This is a genomic window from Erythrobacter sp., from assembly GCA_019739335.1.
GTDB lineage: Bacteria > Pseudomonadota > Alphaproteobacteria > Sphingomonadales > Sphingomonadaceae > Alteraurantiacibacter.
The window spans coordinates 2,116,728-2,141,262 of record CP073261.1 but is presented as its reverse complement, the minus strand read 5'-3'; the positions used below and the strand labels follow the sequence as shown (position 1 = coordinate 2,141,262).

At 61.2% G+C, this 24,535-nt stretch carries 15 protein-coding genes and 1 tRNA gene; 5 read left to right on the top strand and 11 right to left on the bottom strand.

From position 1 onward, the window contains the following. Positions 1-125 precede the first annotated feature (125 nt). Positions 126-932: a CPBP family intramembrane metalloprotease gene (locus JY451_10445; GenBank protein QZH74157.1), complete on the top strand. Its 807-nt coding sequence runs from the start codon at positions 126-128 to the stop codon at positions 930-932. Here JY451_10445 and JY451_10440 read toward each other — a convergent pair. From JY451_10440 to JY451_10430, 3 genes are read right to left on the bottom strand one after another with little or no spacing between them, the layout of a single operon-like run. After that, entirely contained in the window at positions 922-1,686 is a 765-nt protein-coding gene (locus JY451_10440; protein QZH74156.1) for an SDR family oxidoreductase, read from the bottom strand. The two genes, JY451_10445 and JY451_10440, sit on opposite strands and share 11 nt — an antisense overlap. Beyond that, positions 1,673-2,905 (bottom strand): amidohydrolase family protein, encoded by a 1,233-nt coding sequence (locus JY451_10435; GenBank protein QZH74155.1) that lies wholly within the window; start codon positions 2,903-2,905, stop codon positions 1,673-1,675. The genes JY451_10440 and JY451_10435 overlap by 14 nt, the downstream gene beginning before the upstream one ends. Then, positions 2,902-3,933: an aspartate carbamoyltransferase catalytic subunit gene (locus JY451_10430; protein ID QZH74154.1), complete on the bottom strand. Its 1,032-nt coding sequence runs from the start codon at positions 3,931-3,933 to the stop codon at positions 2,902-2,904. Before JY451_10430 ends, JY451_10435 begins: the two co-directional genes overlap by 4 nt. Positions 3,934-4,045: 112 nt before the next feature. Here JY451_10430 and sppA point away from each other — a divergent pair, with 112 nt between their 5' ends. Both sppA and JY451_10420 read left to right on the top strand, forming a co-directional pair. Continuing rightward, entirely contained in the window at positions 4,046-5,947 is a 1,902-nt protein-coding gene (gene sppA, locus JY451_10425) for a signal peptide peptidase SppA (GenBank protein ID QZH74153.1), read from the top strand. Between the two features lie 109 nt (positions 5,948-6,056). Continuing rightward, positions 6,057-6,131: transfer RNA gene (locus JY451_10420), tRNA-Val, on the top strand. 99 nt (positions 6,132-6,230) lie between these two features. Here JY451_10420 and JY451_10415 read toward each other — a convergent pair. The 8 genes from JY451_10415 to JY451_10380 form a co-directional block, all read right to left on the bottom strand. Then, the gene (locus JY451_10415) at positions 6,231-9,476 is read right to left on the bottom strand and encodes a type I restriction endonuclease subunit R (protein ID QZH74152.1); all 3,246 of its coding nucleotides are present in this window, start codon (positions 9,474-9,476) and stop codon (positions 6,231-6,233) included. Beyond that, positions 9,473-10,249, bottom strand: a complete 777-nt coding sequence (locus JY451_10410; protein ID QZH74151.1) for a DUF4935 domain-containing protein — start codon at positions 10,247-10,249, stop codon at positions 9,473-9,475. Before JY451_10410 ends, JY451_10415 begins: the two co-directional genes overlap by 4 nt. Next, positions 10,242-11,366: a restriction endonuclease subunit S gene (locus JY451_10405; protein QZH74150.1), complete on the bottom strand. Its 1,125-nt coding sequence runs from the start codon at positions 11,364-11,366 to the stop codon at positions 10,242-10,244. Before JY451_10405 ends, JY451_10410 begins: the two co-directional genes overlap by 8 nt. Beyond that, the gene (locus tag JY451_10400) at positions 11,363-12,889 is read right to left on the bottom strand and encodes an SAM-dependent DNA methyltransferase (protein ID QZH74149.1); all 1,527 of its coding nucleotides are present in this window, start codon (positions 12,887-12,889) and stop codon (positions 11,363-11,365) included. The genes JY451_10405 and JY451_10400 overlap by 4 nt, the downstream gene beginning before the upstream one ends. A gap of 83 nt (positions 12,890-12,972) precedes the next feature. Next, positions 12,973-14,070: a tyrosine-type recombinase/integrase gene (locus JY451_10395; GenBank protein QZH74148.1), complete on the bottom strand. Its 1,098-nt coding sequence runs from the start codon at positions 14,068-14,070 to the stop codon at positions 12,973-12,975. Between the two features lie 3 nt (positions 14,071-14,073). Beyond that, complete coding sequence (locus JY451_10390; GenBank protein QZH74147.1) at positions 14,074-14,547, bottom strand: helix-turn-helix domain-containing protein; 474 nt, start codon at positions 14,545-14,547, stop codon at positions 14,074-14,076. Between the two features lie 10 nt (positions 14,548-14,557). Next, positions 14,558-14,725, bottom strand: coding sequence for a helix-turn-helix domain-containing protein (locus tag JY451_10385; GenBank protein ID QZH74146.1), 168 nt, complete (start codon positions 14,723-14,725; stop codon positions 14,558-14,560). 121 nt (positions 14,726-14,846) lie between these two features. Beyond that, the gene (locus JY451_10380; GenBank protein ID QZH74145.1) at positions 14,847-15,806 is read right to left on the bottom strand and encodes a hypothetical protein; all 960 of its coding nucleotides are present in this window, start codon (positions 15,804-15,806) and stop codon (positions 14,847-14,849) included. A 476-nt stretch (positions 15,807-16,282) separates the two neighbouring features. On the opposite strand from JY451_10380, the gene JY451_10375 reads away from it, so the two are divergent. Together JY451_10375 and JY451_10370 are read left to right on the top strand one after the other, a co-directional pair. Beyond that, a complete protein-coding gene (locus JY451_10375) occupies positions 16,283-17,371 on the top strand; it encodes a helix-turn-helix transcriptional regulator (protein ID QZH74144.1) in 1,089 nt (362 codons plus the stop codon). A 160-nt stretch (positions 17,372-17,531) separates the two neighbouring features. Then, on the top strand, positions 17,532-24,521 hold the full coding sequence (locus JY451_10370; GenBank protein ID QZH74143.1) for a hypothetical protein: 6,990 nt from the start codon (positions 17,532-17,534) through the stop codon (positions 24,519-24,521). The last annotated feature ends 14 nt before the right edge of the window (positions 24,522-24,535 follow it).

The window sequence follows — 24,535 nt, the reverse complement described above, 5'->3', positions numbered from 1 at the left end:
TTTTCGTTCTGGTGGCTGCCCTTTGCGCAGATCGCCAGCGCTACCCATGGGCCATACCCTGCCTACCCGCGATTGGACCACCTTGCCCAAGCCAGGTCCACTGCTATAGTGCAGCAACACACCTAGTGGAGGATCAGGATTTGCGCGCCCATTGGCGGATCGTACTGGCCACTTTCGCTGGTCTGGCAGTTACGCAATTTACTGCGGACCTCGCGAAGCTTGTTCCGCTACCCCAGTCACTGGACTCGATCGCTTACTTGCGAAGCGGGATTTCCTACCTCTTCGACATCGCTTTGATGGTCCTGCTGCTGCGAATGCTGGGCGGAGTCTCGTTTGCGCGGCAATGGACGGCGACCGGCCTTGGTCAGCCGGCTCGTCCGGCACTGCTGATGGGACTCTGCCTGTTTGTTCCACTGGTCCTCTCAGGATTGGTGTTGGGTCGGCTATCAGACGAAGAAAGTCCCTCCTCGCTACTGTTTCTGGGCCTGATTGCCCCCTTTGCCGAGGAAGTCACCTATCGCGGACTCGCAGCCGGAGGACTGATGCTGTTGGCAGGTTGGCGGTTCTGGCCAGCGGCCCTCTCCCCGGCAATCCTGTTCGGGTTGATCCACCTGTCGCAGGGTGAGGGCCTGGTCGAGATAGCCAGCGTGGTCGCCATTACCGCCGTCGGTGGGCTATTCTTTGCCTGGCTGTACGTCCGCTTCGGCAATAATCTCTGGCCCGCGGTTGTCATGCATGTCGGAATAAACAGCCTGTGGAATCTGTTCGACCTGGGTGACAATGCGATAGGAAGCGCAATCGGCAATGTTCTGCGCGTAGCAACGGTGCTGGGTGCGCTTGCCTTTGCAATCTGGGGACAACCCTGGCTGGAGCGGGTCAGCGCAACTCGCAAAACCAGTCATGAATTTGTGCCCCTAGAGCCTAAAGGCTGAACCCGCCGTCGCTCACCAGTGTCGTTCCGGTGATCGTGGCAGCGGCATCGGAGAGCAGGAACAGCACCTGCGCGGCGACCTCATCAGCCGAGGCAAAGCGGCCCAGCGGGGTCGCCTGCGCCGCCATTGCCGCAATCGCGGCCGCACGATCGCCCTGATGCTGCGCTACCAGATCGTCGAAGAACGGCACCCCGTCCCAGATCGCGGTGTCCACCCCGCCCGGAGCGATGGCGTTGACGCGGATACCGCGCGAAACCCCTTCCTTCGCCGCCACCTTGGTCAATTGCATCACTGCGGCCTTGGACGCGGCATAGGCGGCGATACCCTTCTCCGCCTTTAGCGCGGTGACCGAGGCGGTGAGCACAATCGCGCTGCCTTCCCCCGCCAGCCGCATAGCTGTGCGCAGCGAGAGGAAAGCGCCGTCGAGATTGACGCTCATAACCTTGCGCCAGTCGGCAAATGCCATTTTCACAACCGGAGCTGCCTCGCCCGATATACCGGCGTTGAGCACAGCGGCGTGGAGCACGCTTTCGCTTGCCTCGATCCGGTCCCACAGCGCCTCGTCTGCCACATCGCCCGCTTGCATTGCTACTTCGCAGGGCAGATCGAGCGCAGCCAAGGCGTCGACATTCAGATCGACGAGGACCAGCTTCGCCGCCCCCGCAGCGGCCAGCGCCCGCGCGCAGGCCGCACCGATCCCGGATGCCGCGCCCGTCACCAGCACGGTCTTGCCCGCAAAACTATTTGCCAACACGAACGCCTCCCTTGAACAGTCCCCTGACCCGGCCCTGCGTCGGTTGCCCGTCAAACGGTGTATTCCCCGCTTGCGCTTCCATCCGCCGCGAATCCACCACCCAAGGTGCTTCAGGATCGATGATCGCGATGTCTGCTTCCATGCCCTCCGCCAGCGCGCCCGCGTTCACGCCCAGCAGGCGCGCCGGGTTGTGCGCGAGCAAGTCGAACATGCGCGGCAGTTCGATCACTTCGTCGCGCACCAGCGTCAGCGTCATTGCCAGCAGGGTTTCGGCCCCGGCCATTCCCGGCGCGGCATCGGCGAAGGGGAGGTTCTTGTCCTCCGGCCCGCGCGGATCGTGGCCGCTGGCGATCACGTCTATCGTCCCGTCAGCAATGGCTTCGATCACCGCCTGCCTGTCATCCTCGCAACGCAGCGGCGGCGAAAGGCGGGCAAAAGTGCGGAAGTCCGCCAGCGCCAGATCGGAGAGCATGAAATGCGCCGGAGTAACACCCGCCGTCACCGCCACGCCGCGCGCCTTTGCGCTGCGCACCAGCGCCAGCCCGCCGCGCGTTGTCACCTGCCGCAGATGCAGCCGCGCGCCGCTCGCTTCGGCCAGGGCAATATCGCGCGCCACGGCCAACGTCTCGGCCTCGATCGGGGCGCTCGGCAGGCCCAGCCGGGTTGCCATCTCGCCTGCCGTAGCAACGGCGTGCCCCGCCAGCCCGGCGTCCTCGGAGTGAGTGACCACCACCATGTCCAGCATCGCCGCATATTGCAGCAGCCGCAGCATCACGCCGCTGTCCCCGATCCAGCACCGCCCGGTTGCCACCGCCCTGGCACCGGCATCGCGCATCAGCGCGATTTCGGCGAGGTGCGCCCCCGCCAGCCCCGGCGTCGCGGCGGCGAGCGGGTGGACCCAGAAATCGGGCTTGCCGCTCTGCGCCGCAAAACGCACCCGCGCCGGATGATCGAGCGGCGGCGACTGGTCGGGCATCAAGGCGGCGCGGGTGATCCCGCCGAAATGGAACGCGGGCTTGTCGATGGCGAACACACCAAGATCGACGAGACCGGGGGCGACGATCTTGCCCTTTGCATCAATCACTTCGTCGCCATCGTACCAGCCGCCATCGCCAAGCGAAACGATCAGCCCGCCTTCGCAGCGCACCGCCCCTTCGACGACGCCCGAAGGCGTGACGACCCGGCCATTGGTGATCGTGAGCGGGCGCAGCTGCTTCATGCCCATTCTCCCTCTCCCCAACCCGGCACACCGCGCGCCTTGCGCGTCAGCACGTCGAGGCAGGCCATCCGGATCGCAACACCCATTTCCACCTGCGCGGTGATGATCGAGCGGCCCGGAAGATCAGCCACGTCGCTGTCGATTTCCACCCCTCGGTTCATCGGGCCGGGGTGCATTACAAAAGCATCGGGCGCGGCCAGTGCCAGCCGTTCCCTGGTCAGCCCGTAAAGGTGGCGATATTCGCGCGGGGAGGGAATGAACTGCCCGTCCATCCGCTCGTTCTGCAACCGCAACATCATCACCACATCCGCGCCCGCCAGCGCATCGTCGAACCGGTGATGCGCTTCCACCCCCATTCGCTCGACCCCCTGCGGCATCAGCGAGGGCGGGGCGCAGACCCGCACTGTCGCGCCAAGGGCTTGCAAGCACAGTATGTTCGATCGCGCGACCCGGCTGTGCAGCACGTCGCCGCAGATCGTCACTACCAGCCCGGTGAAATCCTCGGCATCGTGTCCGCGTTCGCGCAGCTTCATCCGCAGGGTCAGCGCATCGAGCAGTGCCTGCGTCGGGTGTTCGTGCTGGCCGTCCCCGGCATTGAGCACCGGGCAATCGACCTTGCCCGCGATCAGCCCCACCGCCCCGCTCGATCCATGCCGGATCACGATGGCATCGGCGCGCATCGCGTTCAGCGTCATCGCTGTGTCGATCAGCGTTTCGCCTTTCTTCACAGACGATTGCGCCGCGTGCATGTTGACCACGTCGGCACCCAGCCGCTTACCCGCAATCTCGAAACTCAGCAGCGTGCGGGTGGAGTTCTCGAAGAAGGCATTGATGATCGTGAGGCCCGCCAGCTTCTCCGAATGCTTGCTCGTCTGGCGGTTGAACGCGACATATTGTTCGGCCTCCGCCAGCAGGTAGAGGATCTCGTGCCGCTCCAGCGGGCCGATGGCGATCAGGTTGCGATGCGGGAAAGCACGGCCACCCGCAGGAAAGCGGGAGCTTGGCGGATTGGGGAGCGGCGATGTCATTAAAGCAAAGTCCCTAGTCGAGAGGTATCGGCGGCTCAAGCGGTTAGTGCTGGCACTGGCGCGGCCCCGTGCCTACATCGGACCGCACAACTGGTTCAATCGGGGCAAAAGTATGAGTTTCGCACGCAAGGTCTGGCGGCTGCTGGTCGGGATCAAGGATGGATTGGCGCTGCTGTTCCTGCTGCTGTTCTTTGGCCTACTGTTCGCGGCCTTGAGCGCGCGGCCCAATCCGGGCGTGGTGCGCGATGGCGCGCTGCTGCTCGATCTGGATGGCGTGCTGGTGGAAGAGGTTGCTCCGGTCGATCCATTCCAGGCGCTGCTGTCCCAGTCGCTGCCGGTGCGCGAATACGCGGCGCGCGATCTGGCCCGTGCTATTGACGCGGCGGCGGGTGACGAGCGGATCGAAGCGTTGGCGCTCGACCTGACCGGTTTCCTCGGCGGCGGAGCGGTGCATTTGCAGGAAGTCGCGGGCGCGCTGGAACGGTTCCGGGCGGCGGAAAAGCCGATCTACACCTATGGCGTGGCCTACAGCGATGACTCCATGCTGCTCGCCTCGCACGCCAGCGAGATATGGGTCGATCCGCTGGGCGGGATCGCCATCACCGGGCCGGGCGGAGAGAACCTCTACTACGCCGCCGCACTCGATCGCTTCAATGTCACTGCCAATGTCTACCGCGTCGGTACCTACAAGAGCGCGGTGGAGCCCTATACCCAAAGCGGCATGTCCCCCGAAGCGCGCGAGAACCTTACCCAACTGGTCTCGACCCTGTGGCAGGAATGGCAGGCGCATGTGCGCGCGGCGCGGCCAGATGCCGACATTGCGCGGGTGACGGGCGATGTCGCGGGCTGGCTCGCGGCATCGAACAACGATCTGGCCGAAGCAGCCGTCGCCGCCGGCCTCGCAGACCGCGTCGGCACCCGCGTCGAATGGGGCGAGATGATCGCGCAGCAGGTCGGTTCGGACAGCTGGGACAAGACGCCCGGCGCCTTCGCCATGACCGAATACGATCCGTGGCTCGCCGATGTCGATGCCGGGCTGGACCTTGGCGGGGGCAGCAAGATCGGCGTCATCACCATCGCTGGCGAAATTTCCGACGGCGATGCCGGACCGGGTTCGGCAGGGGCGGAACGGATCAGCCGCCTGCTCGACGATGCGCTGGACGACGATCTGAAAGCCCTTGTCGTCCGCGTGGACTCGCCCGGCGGCACGGTCACGGGCTCCGAAACGATCCGCCGCGCGATCATGCGCCACCGCGATGCGGGGATTCCGATCGCGGTGTCGATGGGCAATTACGCGGCGAGCGGCGGCTACTGGGTCGCCACACCGGGCCAGCGCATCTTTGCCGAGCCTGAAACGCTCACCGGTTCGATCGGCGTCTTCGCGGTGTTCCCCAGTTTCGAGGAGCTGCTCACCGAATACGGGGTGAATTCGGACGGCGTGCGCACGACCGGCCTATCGGGCCAGCCGGACCTGCTCGCAGGGCTGACGCCCGAAGTCGATGCGGTGCTGCAAGGCTCGGTCGAGAACACCTACGCCCGCTTCCTTTCGCTGGTGGCCGAGGCGCGCGGGATCAGCGTCGCGCGGGCAGACGAGCTGGGCCAGGGCCGGGTGTGGGACGGCGGCGCGGCGCGGCAGCTCGGCTTGATCGACCAGTTCGGCGGCCTCGACGATGCCGTGGCATGGGCCGCAGAGCGCGCGGAACTGGCGGAAGGCGACTACGAAGTGCGCTATCTGGGTGACGGCGCCGACCAGTACGGTTCGCTGATTGCGCAAATGATGGCTCCGGATTCAGCCCGCAAAGCGCGCGGCCACGATCTCGCCGCCACATTCGCGCGGCGCGAAATGGGGCGGCTGGCGCGGGTGCTCGGCGACCTCGACGGACTGATGGCAAGCGAGGGTGTGCAGGTGCGCTGCATGGAATGCACTATCCTGCCCTCTGCAAGCGCGCAGGCCACGGTAGCACTGCCGCGCAACGGCTGGCTCGCCACGCTGGCACGGCTGGTGGAAAGCTGAACCAAAAGCTCCCCCGCACCCACCAGCCTGCGCCCTCTTGCCTTGGGGGCGTCCCCGTGGCAAAGGCCCGCCCCTGCCGTGAATCGCTGCTTGCAGCGAGCAGTCCGGCGGGCGCGTAGCTCAGTGGTAGAGCACACCCTTCACACGGGTGGGGTCGCAGGTTCAATCCCTGCCGCGCCCACCATCTTTTCAATGACTTAGGAGAGATGGCTGGCGTTTCCATGAAAAAACCATGGAAAAGGGGGTGTGCGCGAGCTTCAGTCCACTCGGTCGCTGCGCAGTCCTACTGTCCTGAAATTTCTTTCGCGATTAGCTTTGCTTGCTCAAGAACCGTCTCGGTTGCCAATAGCTGCATATCAGGGGGATACCCGAACTGGCGCAGGGTGCGCTTGATTATGACCTTAAGCTTGGCGCGCACGCTTTCCTTGATCGTCCAGTCGATGGAAGCATTTTCTCTCACTTTCTCGAATAGCACGATCGCCAGCTCGCGAAGCTTGTCTTTCTCCATCAGTTCGCGTGCGCTATCGTTATTGGCAACAGCAGTGTAGAATGCATATTCCTCGCGGCTCAATCCCAGTTCCTGCGGCTCCTTGTCAAGATTGCGGATATGCTTGGCGTGGCCAATAAGCTCTTCCATGAACTCGGCAGCAGTAATTATCTTCGCATGGTAACGCTTGATGGAGTACTGGAGCATTTCCATAAAGGACCGGCTTTGCACCAGATTACTCCTGGTGCGCGCCTTGATCTCTCCGTCCAAGAGCCGTTTGAGTAATTCCAGCCCAAGGTTCTTGCGCTTGTAATTTCTCACATCAGCCAAAAACTCATCGGACAAAATTGAGATGTCAGGCTTCTTGATCCCGGCCGCGTCGAAAATGTCGATGACCTGTTCGCTGACAAGCGCTTGGTCGATTGTCTGACGAATGGCCGTTTCCAGTTCCTCATCAGTGCGATCGCCGCCACTAGAATCAAACTTCGCTAGCCGCGCCTTCACCGCCTGGAAGAATGCCACTTCATCTTTCGCATCCATTGCCTGCTCGTGCGGGATCGCGATTGAGAATGCGCCAGACAGGGCCGCGACTTCATTCACGAATCTGGTCTTACCGTTTTCCAAGCCAAGAATGTGGTCCTCTGCTTCGAGGATCAGCGAAAGCTTGCGACCGGTATCAGCCGTGAAATACTCTTCGTACGCGAAGCCATGAAACATCTGCGAGACGACTTCGAGCTTCTCCAGCATTGCGGCAACTGCCTGTCCCTGTACGACCGCCGGATCACCCTTGCCTCCACCCTCAGTATAGAAGCTCAGTGCTTTTTTCAGGTCTTGCGCAATGCCGAGGTAATCGACAACCAGCCCGCCTTCCTTGTCGCCATAGACCCGGTTCACGCGGGCAATGGCTTGCATCAGATTATGCCCCTTCATCGGCTTATCGATGTAGAGGGTGTGCATTGAAGGCGCATCAAAGCCCGTCAGCCACATGTCACGTACGATCACCAGTTCGAGTGGATCGTTCGGATTGCGCATCCTTTCGGCGAGATCGCGGCGCTGGCCCTTGGTCGTGTGGTGCTTAGCAATCTCCGGCCCGTCCGACGAGGCGGCTGTCATCACGATCTTGATCTTGCCCCTGGCCGGATCGTCATGGTGCCAGTCCGGACGCAGAGCGACGATGGCTGCGAACAGATCGGCGGCAATGCGGCGCGACATCGCGACCACCATCCCCTTGCCGCCGTTGTTGACCTCCTGACGCAAGGTAAAATGCTCGACGATGTCAGCCGCTACCCGCTTGATCCGGTCTTCTGCCCCAATCAGCGCCTCTAGCTGCGTCCATTTGGCCAAAGTCTTCTGATTGTCGGTCAGGTCTTCCTGTGCAAGCTCGTCGTCCAGCGCCTTGACCAGTTCCTGCCCCTCTTCGCTCAAGCGAATTTTGGCCAGGCGGCTCTCATAATAGATTTTGACCGTCGCCCCGTCCTCGACAGCCTGCGCAATGTCGTAGACATCGACGTAATCCCCAAAGACCTGCGCGGTATTGGCATCGGTGCTTTCGACCGGTGTTCCGGTGAAGCCCAGATAGGTCGCGTGCGGCAGAGCGTCGCGCATATATTTGGCGAAGCCATAGACCGTCCTTTTCCCGATGACGTTCCCGGCATCGTCCTTCTCGTCGACGGTCCTCGCGCGGAAGCCATATTGCGTCCGGTGTGCCTCGTCTGCCAGCACGATGATGTTTTCGCGCGTCGAGAGCGTCTCGTAGACGTTGCCATCTTCCGGTTGAAATTTCTGGATGGTGGTGAAGACGATCCCACCAGAACTGACCGACAGCAATTCCTTCAGCTGCGCCTGACTTTCGGCCTGCACCGGATCTTGCCGCAAAAGTTGGCGCGAGCTGGCAAACGTATCAAACAGCTGATCGTCGAGATCATTGCGGTCGGTGAGGACTACAATTGTCGGGTTGTCCATCGCCAGCACTATCTTGCCCGCATAGAACACCATCGACAGCGATTTGCCCGATCCTTGCGTGTGCCACACCACCCCGCCCTTGCGGTCGCTGGCGGGCTTTCCGCTGGTTGTCGGGAGACCATACTTCAGCGGGTCCTCATGAAAACGCCCAGCTTTCGGCTGGCCATGCACGTCGAGGAACCCGGCCGCGCGCAAGGTAGACTTCACCGCTTTATTGACTGCGTAGTATTGGTGATAGGAAGCCAGTTTCTTGACCGTCTGAATGTTCACCAGCCCGGTCTTGGGGTCTTTCTTCTCGGCAGTTTCGAAGACGTTGAAATGCCGGATCAGGTCAAGGAACGTCGCCTTGTTCAGCATCCCGGCGATCATGGTTTCCAACTGGCCGACCAGCGGGTTGGCCTCGGTCAGTCCGTCAGCTGTCTTCCAACGCATGTAGCGCGTAAAGCCAGCAGAGATTGACCCGACCTTGGCGTCCAGCCCGTCAGAGATCATGCACAAGCCGTTGTAGGCAAACAGCGAGGGGATGACCGCCTTGTAGGTTTCGATCTGCCGGTACGCTGATTTGACTGTCGCCTGCGCGTCGCCTGCATTTTTCAGCTCAATCATGCCCAGCGGCAAGCCGTTAACAAACAGGATGATGTCGGGCCGCTTCTGGACCCGCTCCTCGATCACGGTGAACTGATTGGCGGCGAGGAACTCGTTGTTCTCAGGCGTGTCGAAATCGACCAGCCACACCAGATCGCCACGCTCGTTCCCGCTTTCGTTGCGGGTGACCTTGACCCCTTCGGTCAGCAGGCGGTGGAAAGCCTGGTTGTTGGCGATCAGGTCTGTGGCACCGGTCAGTTGCGCGCAGCGCAGGGCTTGCCGGACCGCGTCTTCGCGCTGGTCATGAGCAATACCGGGATTGATCCGCGCCACCGCCGCTCGCAGCCGCGCTTCCAGCACCACATCCGAGAAGCTGGTGCGCTCTGGATGGTCAGCATCGGGCGCGATGTCGGGCGCATAGAGGTACGAATAGCCCTGCCGTTCCAGCAACGAGAGCGCAAAGGTCTCGATTTCGGATTCGGTGAGCTTCGTCATACGTTCCGAAACTCGATCACCTCACGGGAGTAGAAATCAACGACTGCAACGAAGTTCACCGCTTCGCTCTGCACCGCGATTATCCATTCATCGTCCTCATTCATATCGACGGATTTTATGTCTTGTGCGATCAGCGCGATGTTGACCGCATCTTCCTGATATTCTTCGTTGAACGCACCTGACAATCGCTGAAGGAAATAATCCTCTCTGAAATAGCTACTGCGAATGTCGAAAAACGCTTCTGCGTTTTTGAGGACATGAACACGTGCATTTTCAGAGAAAGCCTCGCCTAATCTGCCATCGTTAGACAGGAGGAAAACTTCATCGTCAGTTGTCTCAAGAAACTTACAGATAGTGAGATAGATGCAGGCATCCTTAAATCCTTTGTCACCGCTCAGATCGAAAGGAGCAAGCTTCTGCAGAGAGAGGTCTTGCAAGTGAGGTAGGTGAAGGATGTCCTCAACCAAAGGACACTCAATGAACTCGATCTCAGCCGCCGCTGCTTGATAAAGTTCTTCGATACGCTCTTCGATATGTGCTTCCATCGCATCTGCATCAGCTTGTACATGCTGGAAAAAATAGTTGGATTTGAACTTGGCCAAATCTGTCTTCATCTTGCGGCGCTTTTGCCACTTGATCTCTTCGATCACGATTGCAGGGATATGCAGATCGGCCACGCGCGCTAGCTGCTCCAGTGCAGCAACATTGCCAAAGAAACCTTCGGCTCCTTCGCGTCGTAACTGATTGGTATCGACGAACACTGCGTCAGGCATCGGTAAGCTCCAAAGACACGCGCAACTCACCGCTCATCAGCTTTGGCAGCAGTGCATCTAGCTTCTCTTTGAGGGTCGCAATCTGCCTGTTGTTGGTGATTATCTTGGTATGCAGCGGCGCGAAGACCGGCTCCATTTTCACAAGCGTTGCCCTGTCAGGTATTTTGACCATCGCTTCGGCCAGGTCAGTTCGCTTGATATGCCCCATTGTCGTCGCCTTCGTCTCTGCGATGGCGATGAACCGTTCCATATGATGCTTCGTCCATTGGTATACGAACCAATTAGGAAAGAGAGCGGAAGTGACCTTGAACAGGTGCTGGTTCAACACACAGGTTGGACCATCCCAGAGCTTGACCAAAAGGCTTGCCGACCATGAGAAAATGATGTCCCCATTCTCGACAATATATTCGGCTGGTACCTTCGATGTCGCCCAATCGGAAGACTCGGACAGGCCGCCCTTCAGGTCTTTGATCTTGAGCACCGGAAGACGCTCGACCGGGTTCTTCGCGGGGTACTTCTGACAGGCCAAACCATTTAAGTACTCTGCTACCTTGTCGAGTGGGGCTTCACCCCAATCATCCTCCGCCTCTTCGATGAAATACTGGCGGAAGAGGGTTTCGGCGAGCGCCTCCAGCGTGGCGTTTTGGCGCTGGAGCAGATCGATCTTGTCATCCAGCGATGACAGCACCTCGGCAATGGCCTTTTGTTCGTCCTTGCTATCAGGAAATGCGATTTCCTTCTTTGACAAGTCTTTTGCCGTGATCTGAGGTTGGGCTGACCCAGAAATCACATCTTCGAAAGAGGAGGATAGAGCCCAATAGTAGATAAAATCGTTGAGGATTTCGTTCTCGGCTTCGATAGCCATACAGATGTTGGAAACGCTCGCTTTCTCTTCGGTCAAGAAAGCCAAGCCACAGTTCGATCCCCGACAGGTGATGAACGGTTGCCGGTGCTCGTAGTCGTAGAAATCGACGTATCCGCGAATGCTGCTGCCGCCGTAGAAAGAAAACACCTTCACGCCTGATGGTTCATCAGCAAATAGCTCTGCCTTGACAAACTTGCCCTGTCGCAGCTTAGCCACGTCGCCCAGCGGTTTCTCTTCCCACCCCTCAGTCACGGCAGTTGCACCTTCGCCAAGTTCTCTGCGATCCGCGTATTCAACTGGGCCTCTTCCTCCAGCTGCGCCTCGAACTCCGCTTTCAGGCTGGCGAAGCGTTCGGCGAAATCGAAATCAACCTCTTCGTCGGCCAGCCCGACATAGCGCCCCGGTGTCAGCACATGGTCCAATTCGCGCACCCGATCGAGCGTGGCGGAATTGCAGAAGCCCTTTACGTCCTCATACTGCCCCGCATCGCCCTTCTGCCATTCGCGATAGGTGCCGGTGATCTGTTCGATGTCCCCGTCCGAGAACTCCAGCGTGCGGCGATTGACCAGATGGCCCAGATTGCGCGCATCGATGAAAAGGATTTCGCCCTGCCGGTAGGTCTTGCCCCGGCTGAGGAACCACAGGCTCGCCGGAATCTGGGTGTTGAGGAACAGCTTGGCCGGCAGGTTGACGATGCAATCGACCAGCCCCGCCTCCACCAGGGCTTTGCGAATTTCCCCTTCGCCCGATGACTTGGTGGTGAGCGCCCCCTTGGACAGGACAAACCCTGCCTTCCCGCCCGGTGCCAGGTGATAGAGGAAGTGCTGTATCCAGCCGTAATTGGCATTGCCCGCTGGCGGCGTTCCCAATTTCCAGCGCGCATCATCGCGCAGCAGATCACCGCCCCAGTCGCTATCGTTGAACGGCGGATTGGCGATGACGAAATCGGCCTTCAGATCGGGATGAGCGTTGTTGAGGAACGAGCCTTCGTTGTTCCATTTGACCTGACTGCTATCGATCCCGCGAATGGCGAGATTCATCTTGGCCAGCCGCCAGGTGGTCTGGTTGCTTTCCTGCCCATAGATCGAGATGTCGTTGACCTTGCCCTGGTGCGCCTTGACGAATTTCTCCGACTGCACGAACAGCCCGCCCGATCCGCAACACGGATCGAACACGCGCCCCTTGTAAGGCTCCAGCATCTCGACCAGCACGCGCACCACGCTTTCGGGCGTGTAGAACTGGCCGCCCTTCTTGCCCTCCGCCAGCGCGAAGTGGCCGAGGAAATATTCGAAGGTCTGGCCAAGGAAATCGGCGCTGCCTTCCTTGCCGTGCTGGCTTTCGGCATTGCTGATGAGATCGATCAGCCCGCCCAGATTGGTCGGGTCCAGATTGCCGCGCGCAAAGACCTTGGGCAGCACCCCGCGCAGGCTGGGGTTCTCGCGCTCGATCGCATCCATCGCGTCGTCAACGGTCTTGCCGATCGTCGGCTGCTTGGCGTGACTACGAAGGAACTTCCAGCGCGCGGATGGGGGGACGAAGAAGACATTCTCAGCCTTGTATTCGTCCACGTCCTCGGGATCCGCCCCCGCGTAGTCGCCCTCACCCGCAACCAGCTTGGCATAGAGCTCGTCGAAGGCATCGGAGATGTATTTCAGGAAGATCAGGCCGAGAACGACGTGCTTGTATTCCGCCGCATCGATGTTCTTGCGCAGCTTGTCTGCCGCCGCCCACATGGCAGTTTCGATGGTTTCTTGATTCTTGCCGGATTTTGCCATGATTTCCCTCGGTTGCGGAAACGCTAATCTGGCAAAGCCTCTTTCGGGTCAACAATTCTCGGAAACCCTGATCGAATGGGCGATCAAATCGGGCACTGCATCTGACGCATGGTCGCGGCGACAATTGCGGCAATGCGGTCTTCTTCACTGGAACGATGGTCCTCCCCCATGCCCCTCATCAGTTCCGCCTGCCGCGCTGCTGGCACGTGGCCATATCCAGTCAGCGTGGTGAGCACCTTGTCATGGCCGATATTTTGCGAGAACGCCTTGAATTGCTCAGGCGTGGTGCAAATCCGCTCGGCTACCTGCGTCAGCGTGTTGCGGAAACAGTGCGGGTTGAAATAGGGCAGACCAGCCGCCGTGAAGGCTTCCTTGTAAATGTTGCGGATTGGCCCCGTGCCCGTCCAATGCTCGCGGGCAAGTCCGATGGCCTGAAAGCCGCCTTGCGCACTCAGTCCAATCTGCGTCTTGGGGAAAAGCGGATCATCATCGCCCCATTGCAACTGTGCGCGCAGGTGATCGCACCAGTCCGTTGCAATTTGAAGCGCGCTGCCTCCCACCGGGCAAAACCAGGTGGTGAACGTTTTCCGGCGCTTGGTCTTCACTTCCCGCGCATCCTGAAACACGCTGCCTTGCGCCAGATCGATATGCTTCAGCTTCAGGCTGGACAGCGCCGCGCCGCGTGCCCCTGTTAGCAGTGCAACGGCAATCAGCGCCCGGTTGCGTTTCTCGATATCCGTACCGGTTGGCAGGGTGGCGAGCACGTGGTGTACCTGCTCCAGCGTCGGCACCGGCTTTTCGCGCTGCGCCTTGGCAATCCGCACGTCGTTTTCGGAGAGGTTGAAATAGTCGGCATCGGCATAGGCAATCCGGCTCTTGTAGCCCGGCTGGCCTGCCAGCCAGACGAAGAATGCCCGCAAAGCGGACAGGGTGGAATGCACCGTTGCCCGCGCCAGCGGTTTGCCGGTGCGCGCGTTCTTTTCGCTGTCCATGCGCCGCTTGAACGCGACCGCCTGCTGCCGGTGAAATCGCTTGAAATCCTTGTGCCCGCTCGCCTCTTCGAAGCGCGCAATCGCCTTCGCCGCCTGATCGATCGATGCTTCGTCCCGGCGCATCGCCTCCTTCAAATATTCGAAATATTCGCGCTTGATCCGGGTGTTGTTTGCGTTGTGCTTTGCCATGGTTCAGGCTCCAGTCGAATTGTCACAGTTTGGGGAGGGACTCGCAGACGCAACTATGCGTGAAGGTGCAGGCGTGCGCTGCACGTCCATTCCGGGCATTCTGGTGGCAATATCGACCAGTCGGGTGCGCCGGTGCATCATCGTTCCACACGTCTCGCACATGGCTTTCAGGTTGCCCGTGGCGGCATTAGTGGGGGCATATTCGACCATATCCAGCGCGGGCGCTTTGGGCTGGCGGCACTTAAAGCAATAGAGCTGTCCCGGCTGGCACGGGCGCTTCGATGCTTTGCGCCGCTTGCCCCACCACACCTGAAATTCGCTGCCAAGGAACAAGAGCGGCTTCGCCCCGTCAATCGGCGGCAGGCCATCCCTAAGCCAGCCGCGCACCGTGTGCTTGTGCACGCCCAACACATCGGCCAGTTCGACAACGCTATAGGAGCGATGCAGCTTGGCGAGACGCGGGTTGATCCGCTTCATCGCTATGCCCTCAGCCCTGCTCTTCGACCAGCCGCCGGATCGACGCGGCAGTGATCAGCCGCCGCCGCCCCATCTTGCGGGTTTCCAGCTTCCCTTCGCTGATCAGGCCATAGATTGACGTGCGGCCAAGGTTCAGCACCCTGCCGGTTTCATTGATAGAGACGAGTAGTGCTTCCATGGTTCAGGCTCCTTAGGTGCACTGGCGTATGCCAGCGGACTGGAGCGTTGAATCGCAGGTTGCCGCAGGATTGTCGGACGATAAGGCCAAAAATAGGCCTGCAATTCATTCGCAGGGAATTTCAGGCCTTCGAATATTCTTCCCAAATCCGGCTGGCATAGGGGCGCACCGTGCTTTCGGACGGCTCCTTTTCGCCTTTCCGCAAGAGAGCCTGAAATGCGACTTCGATTTGCGCCTGATTTTGAGGGATCAGTTCGCCGCGATTTATCTTTCCCCAGATGGCGTTGTTTGCGGCTGGCCAATCATATTCGGGCTTGCGGCCCCGCTTGGAAGCGGGTGACGCATCATCGGGTAGCGTATCGGCCAATCCCAGATTTATCAGGCCGGATTTGTGGAAATGCACGCCTTGAAGCTGGATGAAATCGCGCCCGTTCGGCCCGTTCCCGCGCCCTTTAACCGTGCCCAATTGCCAATCGCAGTTGGAGGATGCGCTATCGGTGAAGGAACGCCAAAACCAGAGCGGAATATCCCATTCCATGGCCGTCCAGCCATTGCTCTTGTTACCGTAGTGATCAGGCTTACCCTCTCCCACTGCACGCATTGCCCGGCCCGCAACCGATCCAAGACGACAGGCTTCAAGCAACTCCGCTGATTGCCTGACGCTTCTTTGGCTCGCATACATCAGCTGCAAAAGTTCGCGGGAGCTGATCCAGTTTTCTTCGCCCAGCACACTAATTGCCCGCAACGCAATCGCCTGCCGGTCTGCCGGGATAAGTTCGCTCAAAGCCAAGAAATCAAAGCTAACGCCAAAGGCCTTCACTTCTATCTTTTCATCGATCCAGGTCGAGAAATCCCCGGCATCCCAATCCTGCTCCAGCGCCTCATGCCCTTCGGCCCACCAGAAATTCTTGGGGAGCAATCGGTCGCGTTCTACTTGGCCCTGCCAGATCACAACTTCGGCTTTGGCTGCAATCAGTCCAGCGTGTGCCCGCTCACAAATCCGCTTCCGGGAATCGTAATCGAAAGGTCCGTCGGCAACGTAATGCGAGGCCAGCGGTGCTTTGATCCATTCGTGAGCCATGCCCGAATGCTAGGGCGCAACTAGCGCATAGCGCAAGCGCGGGCGCAGGCCTTCAACTGCTAAATTATTATGCTCGCCACAGCGTCTTCAGCATCATCGTGCACCAAGTGGCCACTTTGCCATTCGATCATGGCAACGCTGGTGCAAGGTAACTGCGCACGATTAGGATTGCGCTGTCAAACTAACCCCGCTTTGATTCGTGGTCGGCAAAATCTTCGACGACCATCAACTCTAGCCTCGTGCCAATAGGAATAGCTACGGTTCATGAGCGAACGGAGTACAATTGCTGTAGCCAAAGCGGGACTTAACCGAATTGGAAATGCGGTGCATTTTCTCTGACAAAGCCCTTCGTATACTTTGATAGGGCCAAAAAAAATGTATTGCGCCTGACAAGGTTTGGATTGAGTGTTGCAGCTCCAAAATTTGCCCCTAAACCGTGCCCGGGGGGATTTTGCTTGAAATCTCAAGGGGGTTCGATGGGTGCCAAGGCTTCTTCAAATTACGATTTATGCACAACGGCTGCCTTGGACCCGTCGTCATGGAACGCCGTTCTGACTTCTCTCTGCGATGATACGGGCAGCGATTTTGCCCAACTCATCGGCTTTGGACCCACCCTGGAAATCGATTTTAACTGGATGGTCGGCAATCGCCCCGGTGAAGCGATGGAGGCCGAAGTCCTGGCTTTGCCGAGCGATATTAATTATCGCGTTGTTGCGCATTCTTCCTTTCCGGGCGAGGCAATTTTGTACGAGCGGCACTATTCGCACGTGATCCCGTCCTTGCCCTCCGCGACCTATATCGAAGCTTGCCGAAAATACGGGATTCAACACGGCTGCCAAACCGATCTCTACGAGGGGCCCGAAGGCTTCATTGGGATGGCAGTGCTGCGCTCTGCCAAAAACGGTCCTACGACACTGGATAATAGGCGTGTCTTTGATGCCTGGCGGCGGCATGCCGGAGCTGCCGTATCATTCCAGATCGCGCTTGAGCGAGAAGGTTTCCGGGTGATCGCGGGTGCGTTCGAAGCGATGAAGGCGGCAGCTTTTGTGCTTGATCGCCAGTTGCGCGTGCGCGCGATGACTCCTCGGGCCGATGAGGCGCTGTCTGCGGGAGCGATAAAGCTATCCGACCATCGTCTTGCAGCTTGCGATCCACGCGAACAGTTGCCGCTTGACGGGCTTTTGTCTTCGCTGGGAACCGGGCAACTGGACGCAGGCCGACTGCCGATGCGCCTGCCCGATGGGCAAATATTCTCGCTACTGGTGAACCGTCTTCCGCAGCGCGAGTGGGAATTCGGTTTCGCGCCTTTTGCCATCGCAGTCGCGACAATGCCGCAGATGGAATGTGAGGATGCGACCGAAAGAGTGCGCACCACCTTTGACCTCACCCGGACCGAAGCAGAGATTGCATTGCTCGCCTCGAAAGGGGCGGACCGGCCCACCATGTGCCAACAGCGAGGCATTTCAAAGGAGACGCTTCGCAGTCATATGCGCGCGATCTATGCCAAGGTGGGCGTGAGGCGGGAAGCGGAACTGGTGCGCCTGATCGGCGAGCTACTGCGATGAAAAATCATTATTTCTAACCCTTTTGGGGGATGCACCACAACTCGCAGTATCTCATAGAGTGCGAGTGGTGGCACGGGGGGCGTGCCGCCTCTTGCCCGTCAATACGACACGCAATGCGGGGCATTTGTCGCACGATTTGTACCGGGCCAGTTCGAGCCCGATGATTGATAATAGGGGGTCGCACATGGCAGACATTCAGGGCACCATAAACAGTGACACGCTCGACGGCACGGAGAATGCGGACGTCATCCGGGGCGATCTCGGCGATGATACGCTCAACGGCCTCGGCGGAAACGACACCCTCTACGGTGATGGGGGCAACGACACCCTGAACGGCGGGGACGGCAACGATTCGCTAGATGGCGGCGCCGGGGCCGATGTCATGAACGGCGGAGCGGGCGACGATACGTTCTACGTATCGGCTGGCGATACTGCTGACGGTGGCACGCACACAATTGGCGGATACGACTTTGTCTATCTCGATCTTACCGCGCTGGCTGTAGCTTCAACGGTCACCTTGTCGTCGGGCGGGTCGGCGAACTTTGCCGGGTCGACATCCATCACGAACATCGAACGGGGCACGATCCGGCTGGGAAGCGGCAACGATTCGGTCACGGTCGGAGGCGGAGTGTGGACACTCTATCTCGGCTTCGGCAACGATTTTGCGCAAGGTAGCGCACTAACCGACTTTATCTACGGCGAAGCCGGAGACGATACGCTGTACGGGGGCGAAGGCAACGACCAGCTCGATGGCGGCGACGGCAACAACTTCCTGTACGGAGAGAACGGCGACGACACGCTGACCACCGGCGTCGGCAACGATTACATATCGGGAGGCTCAGGCAACGACACCATTTCCGCAGGTGAAGGTTCCGACACGATTGTTGGCGGTGACGGCAATGACGTGATTGCCGGCGGCCTCGGAGCCGACACGATGACCGGCGGCGCCGGGAACGATACCTACACCTTCGGCTTTGGCATCCCCCGCTCCGAGAGTTCGCCGTCTACAGTCGATGTGATCACCGACTTCGAGGGTGCCGGGGTAGCCGGTGGGGATCTGATCAATCTGCCCAGTCTCAATGGTAACCTTCCGCTCGTATTCAATCTTGCTGCCCAGAGCTTCACCGTCGGCGCCACGGGCGTGCAGATGCCGTCGGAATTCGTGGGCGATGGGCTCGTTGACGTCGTCTGGCAGTACAATGCTGCTCAATCCCGGGTCGAGGTCTGGGTCGATGCCAACGACGATGGCCAGTTGTCCGAAGTCGACATGGTGATTTACCTCAACGGGATCAGCAGTCTCACGCAGGATGATTTCGTCAACAACTTCCTCGTCTGGCGCGGCACTGCAGGAAATGATGTCTACGTCGGCAATGCTGGCAACAACATCGCTTATGGCATTTCGGGAGATGACCAGCTGAGCGGCGGGGATGGTAATGACACTCTCTACGGCGGTGCTGGTGTCGATGGCCTGACCGGTGGGACGGGCAACGACGTGCTCCATGGCGAGGCGGGCGGGGACACGCTGATCGGCGGGGTCGGGACCGACACGCTGTATGGCGGGGCGGACAACGACACGCTCGATGGCGGCGACGATGCCGACTCTGTCTTCGGCCAGGAGGGCAACGATACGGTATCGGGCGGGTTCGGCAACGACCGTGTCGAGGGCGGCGCGGGCGACGACGTGCTCTACGGCGGTGCCGACGACGACACGCTGATCGAGGGTTACTTTGCCTTCACCGGCGGTGGCGGCAACAACACCTTCTACGGCGAGGACGGCAACGACTCGCTGAGCATCCTCTATGCCGAGGCGACCGCAACCAACACCTTCTATGGCGGTGCCGGCAACGACACCATGTACATCCACGGCGGCGGCGGCACGCTCGAGGGCGGGATCGGCAACGACTCCATCAGCGGCGGCGGCACCGCAGGGCGCACCTTCACCCTGTTGGGCGGTGACGGCGACGATCTGGTCGAACTGCACTCGACCTACTTCAAGGACACCACCGGCACCCAGGTGGCCACCGGCGGCGCGGGCGCCGACCGCTTCCAGATCAACCTTGCCAGCACCTCTGCCCAGAACGACCGGATCACCGACTTCAACGAAGCCGACGGCGACCGGATCGAGATCTACAATGTCCCCGGCGGGCGCCTGCCCGAGTTCCCGCTCTACCCCTCGCTGATCTTCCGCGGGGCGATGGACCCCTCGCTGTTCGTGATCGGCGCTACCCTGCCCGGGGCCGACCTCGGCAGCGAAGTGGCCCAGTTCTGGACCGTCCAGTCGGGCGGCAACACCTACCTCATCGGCGATACCGACCGCGACAACGTCTACGACGAGACCGACATGGTCATCCGCTTCGATGGCCTCCTTACCCTCTCCACCTCCAGCTTCGCGCCAGGCATATTCGTCGCCATCGCCGGCACCAGCGGCAACGATACCCTCAATGGGACCAGCGGCGACGATCAGATTTATGCCGTAGCCGGCGATGACACGATCAACGGCCTCGAAGGCAACGATGCTATCTACGCCGGCGATGGCGACGATACTGTCGATGCCGGCGCGGGCAACGATACCGTCTACGGCGGTGCTGGTGTCGATGGCCTGACCGGTGGGACGGGCAACGACGTGCTCCATGGCGAGGCGGGCGGGGACACGCTGATCGGCGGGGTCGGGACCGACACGCTGTATGGCGGGGCGGACAACGACACGCTCGATGGCGGCGACGATGCCGACTCTGTCTTCGGCCAGGAGGGCAACGATACGGTATCGGGCGGGTTCGGCAACGACCGTGTCGAGGGCGGCGCGGGCGACGACGTGCTCTACGGCGGTGCCGACGACGACACGCTGATCGAGGGTTACTTTGCCTTCACCGGCGGTGGCGGCAACAACACCTTCTACGGCGAGGACGGCAACGACTCGCTGAGCATCCTCTATGCCGAGGCGACCGCAACCAACACCTTCTATGGCGGTGCCGGCAACGACACCATGTACATCCACGGCGGCGGCGGCACGCTCGAGGGCGGGATCGGCAACGACTCCATCAGCGGCGGCGGCACCGCAGGGCGCACCTTCACCCTGTTGGGCGGTGACGGCGACGATCTGGTCGAACTGCACTCGACCTACTTCAAGGACACCACCGGCACCCAGGTGGCCACCGGCGGCGCGGGCGCCGACCGCTTCCAGATCAACCTTGCCAGCACCTCTGCCCAGAACGACCGGATCACCGACTTCAACGAAGCCGACGGCGACCGGATCGAGATCTACAATGTCCCCGGCGGGCGCCTGCCCGAGTTCCCGCTCTACCCCTCGCTGATCTTCCGCGGGGCGATGGACCCCTCGCTGTTCGTGATCGGCGCTACCCTGCCCGGGGCCGACCTCGGCAGCGAAGTGGCCCAGTTCTGGACCGTCCAGTCGGGCGGCAACACCTACCTCATCGGCGATACCGACCGCGACAACGTCTACGACGAGACCGACATGGTCATCCGCTTCGATGGCCTCCTTACCCTCTCCACCTCCAGCTTCGCGCCAGGCATATTCGTCGCCATCGCCGGCACCAGCGGTAACGATACCCTCAATGGGACCAGCGGCGACGATCAGATTTATGCCGTAGCCGGCGATGACACGATCAACGGCCTCGAAGGCAACGATGCTATCTACGCCGGCGATGGCGACGATACTGTCGATGCCGGCGCGGGCAACGATACCGTCTACGGCGGTGCTGGTGTCGATGGCCTGACCGGTGGGACGGGCAACGACGTGCTCCATGGCGAGGCGGGCGGGGACACGCTGATCGGCGGGGTCGGGACCGACACGCTGTATGGCGGGGCGGACAACGACACGCTCGATGGCGGCGACGATGCCGACTCTGTCTTCGGCCAGGAGGGCAACGATACGGTATCGGGCGGGTTCGGCAACGACCGTGTCGAGGGCGGCGCGGGCGACGACGTGCTCTACGGCGGTGCCGACGACGACACGCTGATCGAGGGTTACTTTGCCTTCACCGGCGGTGGCGGCAACAACACCTTCTACGGCGAGGACGGCAACGACTCGCTGAGCATCCTCTATGCCGAGGCGACCGCAACCAACACCTTCTATGGCGGTGCCGGCAACGACACCATGTACATCCACGGCGGCGGCGGCACGCTCGAGGGCGGGATCGGCAACGACTCCATCAGCGGCGGCGGCACCGCAGGGCGCACCTTCACCCTGTTGGGCGGTGACGGCGACGATCTGGTCGAACTGCACTCGACCTACTTCAAGGACACCACCGGCACCCAGGTGGCCACCGGCGGCGCGGGCGCCGACCGCTTCCAGATCAACCTTGCCAGCACCTCTGCCCAGAACGACCGGATCACCGACTTCAACGAAGCCGACGGCGACCGGATCGAGATCTACAATGTCCCCGGCGGGCGCCTGCCCGAGTTCCCGCTCTACCCCTCGCTGATCTTCCGCGGGGCGATGGACCCCTCGCTGTTCGTGATCGGCGCTACCCTGCCCGGGGCCGACCTCGGCAGCGAAGTGGCCCAGTTCTGGACCGTCCAGTCGGGCGGCAACACCTACCTCATCGGCGATACCGACCGCGACAACGTCTACGACGAGACCGACATGGTCATCCGCTTCGATGGCCTCCTTACCCTCTCCACCTCCAGCTTCGCGCCAGGCATATTCGTCGCCATCGCCGGCACCAGCGGCAACGATACCCTCAATGGGACCAGCGGCAACGATCAGATTTATGCCGTAGCCGGCGATGACACGATCAACGGCCTCGAAGGCAACGATGCTATCTACGCCGGCGATGGCGACGATACTGTCGATGCCGGCGCGGGCAACGATACCGTCTACGGCGGTGCTGGTGTCGATGGCCTGACCGGTGGGACGGGCAACGACGTGCTCCATGGCGAGGCGGGCGGGGACACGCTGATCGGCGGGGTCGGGACCGACACGCTGTATGGCGGGGCGGACAACGACACGCTCGATGGCGGCGACGATGCCGACTCTGTCTTCGGCCAGGAGGGCAACGATACGGTATCGGGCGGGTTCGGCAACGACCGTGTCGAGGGCGGCGCGGGCGACGACGTGCTCTACGGCGGTGCCGACGACGACACGCTGATCGAGGGTTACTTTGCCTTCACCGGCGGTGGCGGCAACAACACCTTCTACGGCGAGGACGGCAACGACTCGCTGAGCATCCTCTATGCCGAGGCGACCGCAACCAACACCTTCTATGGCGGTGCCGGCAACGACACCATGTACATCCACGGCGGCGGCGGCACGCTCGAGGGCGGGATCGGCAACGACTCCATCAGCGGCGGCGGCACCGCAGGGCGCACCTTCACCCTGTTGGGCGGTGACGGCGACGATCTGGTCGAACTGCACTCGACCTACTTCAAGGACACCACCGGCACCCAGGTGGCCACCGGCGGCGCGGGCGCCGACCGCTTCCAGATCAACCTTGCCAGCACCTCTGCCCAGAACGACCGGATCACCGACTTCAACGAAGCCGACGGCGACCGGATCGAGATCTACAATGTCCCCGGCGGGCGCCTGCCCGAGTTCCCGCTCTACCCCTCGCTGATCTTCCGCGGGGCGATGGACCCCTCGCTGTTCGTGATCGGCGCTACCCTGCCCGGGGCCGACCTCGGCAGCGAAGTGGCCCAGTTCTGGACCGTCCAGTCGGGCGGCAACACCTACCTCATCGGCGATACCGACCGCGACAACGTCTACGACGAGACCGACATGGTCATCCGCTTCGATGGCCTCCTTACCCTCTCCACCTCCAGCTTCGCGCCAGGCATATTCGTCGCCATCGCCGGCACCAGCGGTAACGATACCCTCAATGGGACCGATGTAGTCGACGACCTCATCTTCGGCTTGATTGGCGATGATCAACTGACCGGTGGCCAAGGCAACGACACACTCGACGGCGGCACCGGCAGTGACACGATGGTGGGTGGCCTGGGCAACGACACCTTCTCCATCGACAGCATCGGTGACGTCGTAACCGAGCTGGAGAACGAGGGGTTCGACCGGATCATCAGCTCGATCGATTTCTCCGCGAACCCTTCTCGATATGGCAACATCGAAGCGTTCGGCCTCGCCGGTTCGGCCTCCCAGTTGCGCGGCAACCAACTGGCCAACGAACTTGTCGCCAATGCCACGCTCGGCAGCCTGCTCAACGCTCTTGGCGGCGATGACCTGCTTTTGGGCGGGGCCGGAAACGATCTCCTGAACGGCGGATCGGGTAATGACGAGATGCGCGGCGGCGGCGGGGACGACAGCTATTTCGTCTACGAAGCAGGTGACGTGATTGCCGAACTGGCGGGCGAAGGGATCGATTACGTCCGCTCGGGCGTCAACTACACCCTTGGCGCCAACCTGGAGGACCTGCGGCTGGCCGGAGCCCTGGCCACGGTGGGCACCGGCAATGCGCTGGCCAACCGGATCTACGGCGGGAGTGCCGGCGCGACGCTCTCGGGGCTCGATGGCGATGATACGATCTATGGCAGCAACACGGCCGACACCATCCTTGGCGGCAACGGCGTCGACCGGCTGCTTGGCAATGGCGGCGAGGACAGCATCCACGGTGGCGACGGTAACGACATCATCAATGGCGGCACCAATATCGATACCCTCTACGGCGATGGCGGTGATGACCTGATCCTGGGCGGGATCGGCAATGACATTCTCTACGGCGGCACCGGCAACGATACGCTGCGCGGCGAGGCCAACAGCGATGTGCTGCACGGCGAGGACGGGGCCGACATCCTTGATGGCGGCGACGGGGTGGACCGGTTGATCGGCGGGGCGGACCGCGATGTGATGACCGGCGGCCTCCGCGCAGACGTGTTTGCGTTCGATGACGGCGACTTTGCCGGGTTGGCGGCCAACACCGCCGACCGGATCATCGACTTCACCGTGGCGCAGGGCGACAGGATCGATCTGTCCGCCGTCGATGCGATCCTGGGCGGCACAGACGATGCCTTCGATTACATCGGCAGCGATGCCTTCTCGGGCACGGCGGGCGAACTGCGCTGGGCGCACGTCGGCAGCAACACGATGATCTACATGGACGTCGACGGCGATGCGCTCGCCGACTACGCCATTCGGCTGGACGGCACGATCAACCTCGCGGAGGCTAGTTTTATCCTGTGAAGGCAGTCTAGGCC